The 6,727-nt window shown below is 70.8% G+C and carries 4 protein-coding genes and 2 tRNA genes; 2 read left to right on the top strand and 4 right to left on the bottom strand.

The genetic code is table 11. The features are described from left to right. Positions 1-145: 145 nt before the first annotated feature. Both tig and QH283_RS01335 read right to left on the bottom strand, forming a co-directional pair. Positions 146-1,534 (bottom strand): trigger factor, encoded by a 1,389-nt coding sequence (gene tig, locus QH283_RS01340; protein ID WP_348538249.1) that lies wholly within the window; start codon positions 1,532-1,534, stop codon positions 146-148. Between the two features lie 163 nt (positions 1,535-1,697). Next, the gene (locus QH283_RS01335) at positions 1,698-2,270 is read right to left on the bottom strand and encodes an FKBP-type peptidyl-prolyl cis-trans isomerase (RefSeq protein WP_280501191.1); all 573 of its coding nucleotides are present in this window, start codon (positions 2,268-2,270) and stop codon (positions 1,698-1,700) included. A gap of 201 nt (positions 2,271-2,471) precedes the next feature. Here QH283_RS01335 and QH283_RS01330 point away from each other — a divergent pair, with 201 nt between their 5' ends. Next, positions 2,472-4,913 carry a phosphoketolase family protein gene (locus tag QH283_RS01330; RefSeq protein ID WP_280501190.1) on the top strand — a complete coding sequence of 814 codons (2,442 nt, stop codon included), beginning with the start codon at positions 2,472-2,474 and terminating at the stop codon, positions 4,911-4,913. 83 nt (positions 4,914-4,996) lie between these two features. Here the strand turns inward: QH283_RS01330 and QH283_RS01325 are convergent. Further along, a tRNA-Pro gene (locus QH283_RS01325) sits at positions 4,997-5,070 on the bottom strand. A 45-nt stretch (positions 5,071-5,115) separates the two neighbouring features. Then, a tRNA-Gly gene (locus QH283_RS01320) sits at positions 5,116-5,186 on the bottom strand. A gap of 493 nt (positions 5,187-5,679) precedes the next feature. Between QH283_RS01320 and QH283_RS01315 the strand changes: the two genes are divergently transcribed. Further along, a partial coding sequence (locus QH283_RS01315) for a GGDEF domain-containing protein (protein ID WP_280501189.1) occupies positions 5,680-6,727 on the top strand: 1,048 nt, incomplete at its 3' end.

The following is a 6,727-nucleotide window of genomic DNA, read 5'->3' as shown; positions in this document are numbered from 1 at the left end:
ACGAAGCGGGGCGGCACCGAACTCCCGGTACCGCCCCTCTTCGCTCACAGCGGAACGAGGTGCGCGATCGCGCGCAGCACCAGCCCCGCAACCCTAGGCCACCACGGGCCGGTTCACGGCGAACCGACCCGATCCGGCGGCGGGGTCACTCCGAATCGGCGGCCTTCTCCCCGGCCTGCTCACCGGCCTCGGCAGCCTCCGCCTCAGCGGTGGCCGGGGCGCCGAACAGCTCGCTGGTGTCGACGACATTGCCCTCGGAGTCGGTGACCTTGGCCTTGCCGACCACACCGGCCAGCGCCTTGCCGCGGCGGACGTCGGCGAACACCGCGCCGAGCTGACCGGCCTGCTGCACCTGCTGGATGAACTGCTCGGGGGACATGCCGTAGCGCTGCGCCTGGAACAGGATGCGCTCGGTGAGCTCCTCCTGGCCGACCTGGGTCTGCTCGGCCTCGGCGATGGCGTCCAGCAGCAGCTGGGTCTTGACCGACTTCTCGGCCGCTTCCTTGGTGTCCTTGTCGAACTCCTCGCGGCTGGAGCCCTGCGCCTCGAGCGCCTCGGCCAGCTTGGCCTCGTCGTGGTCGAAACCGTGCACGGCGTCGTGCACGACCGCGTCGATCTCGGCCTGGACGACCTTCTCCGGCAGCGGCACCTCGGTCTTCTCCAGCAGCGCCTCGAGCACCTTGTCGCGGATGGCGCCCGCCTGCTCGACCTTCTTCACCCGCTCGACCCGCTCGCGCAGGTCCTTCTTCAGCTCCTCGATGGTGTCGAATTCCGAGGCCAGCTGGGCGAACTCGTCGTCGGCCTCGGGCAGCTCGCGCTCCTTGACCGACTGCACGGTCACGGTGACCACGGCTTCCTTGCCCGCGTACTCACCGGCGACCAGCGTGGAGGTGAACTCCTTGGACTCCCCGGCCGACAGGCCGATCACGGCCTCGTCCAGGCCCTCGATGAGCTGGCCGGAGCCGACCTCGTGGGACAGGCCGGTGGTGGCCGCCTCTGACACCTCGACGCCGTCGACGGTGGCCGACAGGTCGATGGAGATGAAGTCGCCCTCCTGAACCGGGCGCTCGACGCCGGTCAGGGTGCCGAAGCGCTGGCGCAGCGAGGTCAGCTGCTGCTCGATGTCCTCGTCGCCGATGGTGTAGGCGTCGACGGTCACCTCGAGCTCGGAGAAGTCCGGCAGGGTGATCTCAGGACGCACGTCGACCTCGGCGCTGAAGGCCAGCTCCTGGCCGTCCTCGATCTTGGTGATCTCGATGTCGGGCTGACCGATGACCTTGACCTCGGCGGTGGTGACGGCTTCGCTGTACCGACCCGGCAGCACGTCGTTGACGACCTGCTCCAGGATCGCGCCGCGGCCGAGACGGGCCTCGAGAAGCTTGGCCGGGGCCTTACCGGGGCGGAAGCCCGGAATGCGCACCTGCTTGGCCAAGGCCTTGTAGGCACGGTCGAAGTCCGGCTTCAGTTCCTCGAAGGGCACCTCGACATTGATCCGGACCCGGGTCGGGCTCAGCTGCTCGACGGTGCTCTTCACGGACATGCTCCTTGGTTCGTTGTTCGTTGGTGTCTGGGGGCGCGACTCCAGGCGGGCGCGCGTGACGCATCCCGACCAGGGTAGTTGACCGCCGTCACGGGACTGCAATCGCCTGCCGACCGGCGGGCGCGAGCGCCCCGCTCCGCCACGCCGGTCCCGGCGGCTATTCGCCGACGCCGACCGCGTCGGTGACGAAGACCAGGGTCTCGTTCGGCTTCACGCCGCCGCTGCCGGTGGCGCCGTAGCCGAGCTCCGGCGGGATGATGAGCAGCCTGCGCGCGCCCTGCTGGACACCCTCGAGCCCCTGCTCCCAGCCGGGGATGACCATGCCGGCGCCGAGGATGAGCTGGAACGGCTCGCCGCGGTCGAAGGAGCTGTCCAGCTTCTCCCCGTCCGACCAGCCGACCAGCGAGTAGTTCATGGTCAGCTCCTGGCCGGGCTGCGCGCCGGGGCCGCTGCCGGGGACCAGGTCCTCGACGATCAGCTGGGTCGGCGCGTCGCAGTCGTCGGGCAGGGTGATGGTGGGGTTCTCCCCGAAGCCGCCGGTGACCTGCACGTCGGCGGCGGTGCACTCCCGGCCGAAAGTCTGCGGGGCGGCGCTGGTGGTGGCGCGCGCCGCCGTGGTGGTCGAGGTCGCGCTGGCGGCGGTGTCGGAGTCGTCGGAGCCGCAGGCGGTGAGCGCGAAGGCGGCCGCGGCGACGGTGCCGATCCCGATGATCCTGGCGAGATTCTGCATGCGGCGGACCCTAGACCACCGGTGGGCACGCGCCGAAACCGCCTGCCCGCGCGGCACGCCCGCGCTCGCCGCCGCGCCGGATGCCGCCGCGATGCGTAGGCTGGCCGATGCGTGTGCCGTCCATCCACCGGCGGTGTTCGGTCCCACCGGGCGACCGGCCGGGTGGCCGGCCAACAGAAGCGCTCGCGAGGAGAAATCCACATGACGCAACGGCCAGGCACGACCTCCGAGACCGGCGAGACCGTCGCGCCGCGTCCCTACGAACTCTCCGACGCCTCCGGCCCACTCGGCCGCGAGGAACTCGCCGCCGTCGACGCCTGGTGGCGCGCGGCCAACTATCTGTCGGTCGGGCAGATCTATCTGCGCGCCAACCCGCTGCTGCGCGAGCCGTTGCGGCCCGAGCACGTCAAGCCGCGCCTGCTCGGTCACTTCGGCACCGTGCCGGGGTTGAATCTGGTGTGGGTGCACGCCAATCGGATGATCCGCGCGCACGACCTGAACGCCGTCTTCGTCGCGGGCCCCGGCCACGGCGGCCCCGGTCCCAACGCCTGCGCCTGGCTGGAGGGCGCCTACTCCGAGCTCTACAGCCACATCCCCCGCGACGCCACCGGCATGGGTGCGCTGTTCGCGCAGTTCTCCGCCCCCGGCGGCGTGCCGAGCCACTGCGCACCGGAGACGCCGGGCTCCTTCCACGAGGGCGGCGAGCTGGGCTATTCGCTGCTGCACGCTTTCGGCGCCGCGCTGGACAATCCCGATCTGACCGTCTTCTGCGTGGTCGGCGACGGCGAGGCCGAGACCGGCCCGCTGGCGGCGAGCTGGCACGCGAACAAGTTCGTCAACCCCGGCCGCGACGGCGCGGTGCTGCCGATCCTGGCGCTCAACGAGTACAAGATCGCCAACCCCACCCTGTTCGCCCGCATCCCCGAACGCGAGCTGCTCAGCCTGTTCGAGGGCTACGGCTACGCCCCGGTCGTGGTGGCGGGCGACGACCCGGCCGCGGTGCACCAGGAGCTGGCCGCCGCCATGGACGGCTGTCTCGGCCGCATCCGCGAGATCCAGCACGCCGCCCGCGCCGAGGGCAGCACCGAGCGCCCGGCCTGGCCGATGATCGTGCTGCGCACTCCCAAGGGCTGGACCTGTCCCCCGGTCGTCGACGGCGAGCCGGTGGAGGGCACCTTCCGCGCCCACCAGGTCCCGTTGCCGACCGCCCGCACCGACGCGGGCCATCGCGAGACCCTCGAGCAGTGGCTGCGCTCCTATCGCCCGGAGGAGTTGTTCGACGAGGCGGGCAGGCCGGTACCGCGACTGCTGGCCCTCAACCCGGCCGGCGAGCGGCGGATGAGCGCCAACCCGGTCGCCAACGGCGGCACGCTGGTGCGCGACCTGCGGCTGCCGGACTGGCGCGAGTTCGGCGTCAAGGTGCGCGCGCCCGGCGCGATCAAGGCCGAGGCCACCAGAGCCCTCGGCGGCTGGCTGCGCGAGGTCACCCGCCGCAATCCCGACAACTTCCTCACCTTCGCCCCCGACGAGCTGGCCAGCAACCGTCTCCAGGACATCCTCGAGGTCACCGGCCGCAACTGGCAGGCCGAACAGGGCCCCCACGATGTCGGCCTCGACCGCGACGGCCGGGTGATCGAGGTCCTCTCCGAGCACATGTGCCAGGGTCTGCTCGAGGGCTATCTGCTCACCGGCAGGCACGGCGTGTTCACCTGCTACGAGGCGTTCATCCACATCGTCGACGCCATGTTCAACCAGCACGCGAAGTGGCTCGACGCGAGCGCCGCGGTGCCGTGGCGGCGGCCGCTGCCCAGCCTGAACTATCTGCTGTCCTCGCACGTGTGGCGCCAGGACCACAACGGCTTCACCCACCAGGACCCCGGCTTCCTCGACGTGGTGATGAACAAGAAGCCCGAGATCGTGCGCGTGTATCTGCCGCCGGACGCCAACACCCTGCTCTCCGTCTACGACCACTGCCTGCGCTCACGCCACTTCGTGAACGTGGTGGTGGCGGGCAAGCAGCCCCAGCCCGCCTGGCTGTCGGTGCCCGAGGCGGCGGTGCACTGCGCGCGCGGGATCGGCATCTGGGAGTGGGCAGGCTACAACGACCTGCCGGGCACCTCCCCCGACGTGGTGCTCGCCTGCGCGGGCGACGTGCCGACCTTGGAGACCCTCGCCGCCGCCGCGATCCTGCGACATCACCTGCCGGACTTGCGGGTTCGCGTCGTCAACGTGGTCGACCTGATGCGCCTGGCCCCCGACAGCGAGCACCCGCACGGGCTGCCCGACCGCGAGTTCGACACCCTGTTCACCACCGACCGCCCGGTGATCTTCGCCTTCCACGGCTACCCCTGGCTGATCCACCGCCTCACCTACCGGCGCACCGATCACGACAATCTGCACGTGCGCGGCTACAAGGAGAAGGGCACCACCACCACGCCCTTCGACATGGTCATGCTCAACGACCTCGACCGCTATCACCTGGTCATGGATGTCGTCGACCGCGTACCCGCCCTGCGCGAGAAGGCTGCGGGCCTGCGGCAGGCCATGGTCGACGCGCGCTTCGCGGCCCGCGCCTGGACCCGCGAACACGGCACCGACATCCCCGTCGTCGCCGACTGGACCTGGCCGGGCGTGAGCCTGTGAGAAATGAGCTACTGACGCCCCGGCTCCCGCAAACGATTCGGCCGTCGGAGATCCGCACCCGGGCCGGGTCGGCGGCCGGACTGTCGGGGTGACAGGATTTGAACCTGCGACCCTCCGCTCCCAAAGCGGATGCGCTACCAAGCTGCGCTACACCCCGTGGCCTCGCGGCGGTAGGCAACCGACGAGGATGAATCATGCGTTGAGCGGGCGACGGGAATCGAACCCGCACCATCAGCTTGGAAGGCTGAGGTTCTACCATTGAACTACGCCCGCAGGCATACGACATCGATGGGATCGCCACGATGTCGTGTGCGCACCGACTGTACCGAATGACCGTCGCGTTGCGCCAATCGCCCCACCCCCGTCGCGTCCGTTCACCCCGGCCTCGCCCACCCGTGCGCGAGCGGGCGAACAGGTTTCAGTTCCCGGCTCCGGGGGCGGGTCGCGAGGGCAGGCGCGCACCGGCTCCGGCCGTCGCTGTCCGATGGACGCGGCGCCGCGCGCGCATTCGCGTGTTCCCGGCGTGTCCTCGGCGACCTTCCAGCGAATGGACCTCCCGGGGCGACGCCGGGAAGGGTGAGACGATCACACCCTCACCCGTCGCACTCACCGACGGAAAACTCGTTGTAGAACGCCATTTTTCAGGGGCGTACACCTTGCTACGATCCATAGGCCGGACGGGGGTATCTGGAAAGGGGGCGGTGACCGTGCACCTGACGAGGTGGGCACTACCGCGTGGCAGTACCGAACGGGGCCGGTGGGTGCGATGACCAGCGACATCGAACCCCCGGTGGCGGCGATGTGTCGCGCCTGGGCGCGGGCGGTGTGCTCCGAGCCGGGCTCGCACACCACGCCGCAGCAACTCGAGCCCGTCCTCGTCGAGATCGTCGAAAGCCTGCTGCACCTGGCCAGGTACGAGCCGTTCCCGATCACCGCCGCGCGGATGCTCGGCGCCCGCATGGCCGAGCCGCCCTTCGAGCGCACCAGGATGCTGGCCCAGGCCAGCCGCTGGCTGCTCGGTTTCCCCTCGGGGCGCCCCGGTTCGCTGGTGGCCACCCGCTGGCCGTTCGTGGCCAGCCAGGCGATCGACAGCTACGCCCAGGCCCTGCAGGAGCGCGCGCTGGCCCAGCAGGAGCAGAGCCTGTCGGCGAAGGTGTCGCGGCGGGTGCAGGAGATCGCCGCGCTCCAGCACCGCCTGCGCCACGAGGCCACCCACGACGCGCTCACCGATCTGGCCAACCGCACCCTGCTCCAGGACAGGGTGCGCCAGATGGCCGACGACCCGACCAGTTGCGTTGGCCTGCTGCTCATCGACCTGGACAGGTTCAAGCAGATCAACGACTCCTACGGCCACGCCGTCGGCGACGAGGTGCTGGTGGAGCTGGCCAACCGGCTGCGCGAGGCCTGCCCGGCCGACACGGTCATCTGCCGGTACGGCGGCGACGAATTCGTGCTCGCGGTCAATCGCGACGGCGACGCGCTGGCCGATATCGCGCACCGGATCGTGGCGAAACTGCGCGACCCGGTGTGGTCGTCGGCCGGCCCGGTGCCTGTATCGGCCAGTGTGGGCACAGCTTTCGACCCGCCCGGCGTCCGCTCGGATTTCGTCGATCTGCTGCGCCGCGCCGACGGGGCGATGTACTCGGCGAAAACGGCGGGGGACGCCGTTTCGTGTTCGCCGGAGCCGACGAGGAAGGGATCGACACCGCCGTCGCCGGCTGAGTCCGCGGCGGCCGGATGGCGCCGGGGCGGACCGGCGGAGTGCCCGGTCGGCGTGGCGAACCCGCGGGGCGGGCAACGCCCCCACGGCGCCC

Source organism: Nocardia farcinica (genome assembly GCF_029867845.1).
GTDB classification, from domain to species: domain Bacteria; phylum Actinomycetota; class Actinomycetes; order Mycobacteriales; family Mycobacteriaceae; genus Nocardia; species Nocardia farcinica_A.
This window is presented reverse-complemented; position numbering and strand designations above follow the sequence as displayed.

Bases quoted from the DNA above. Each gene is read 5' to 3' on its own strand.
- QH283_RS01330 (WP_280501190.1), top strand. From the start codon at position 2,472: ATGACGCAACGGCCAGGCACGACCTCCGAGACCGGCGAGACCGTCGCG.
- QH283_RS01335 (WP_280501191.1), bottom strand. From the start codon at position 2,270: ATGCAGAATCTCGCCAGGATCATCGGGATCGGCACCGTCGCCGCGGCC.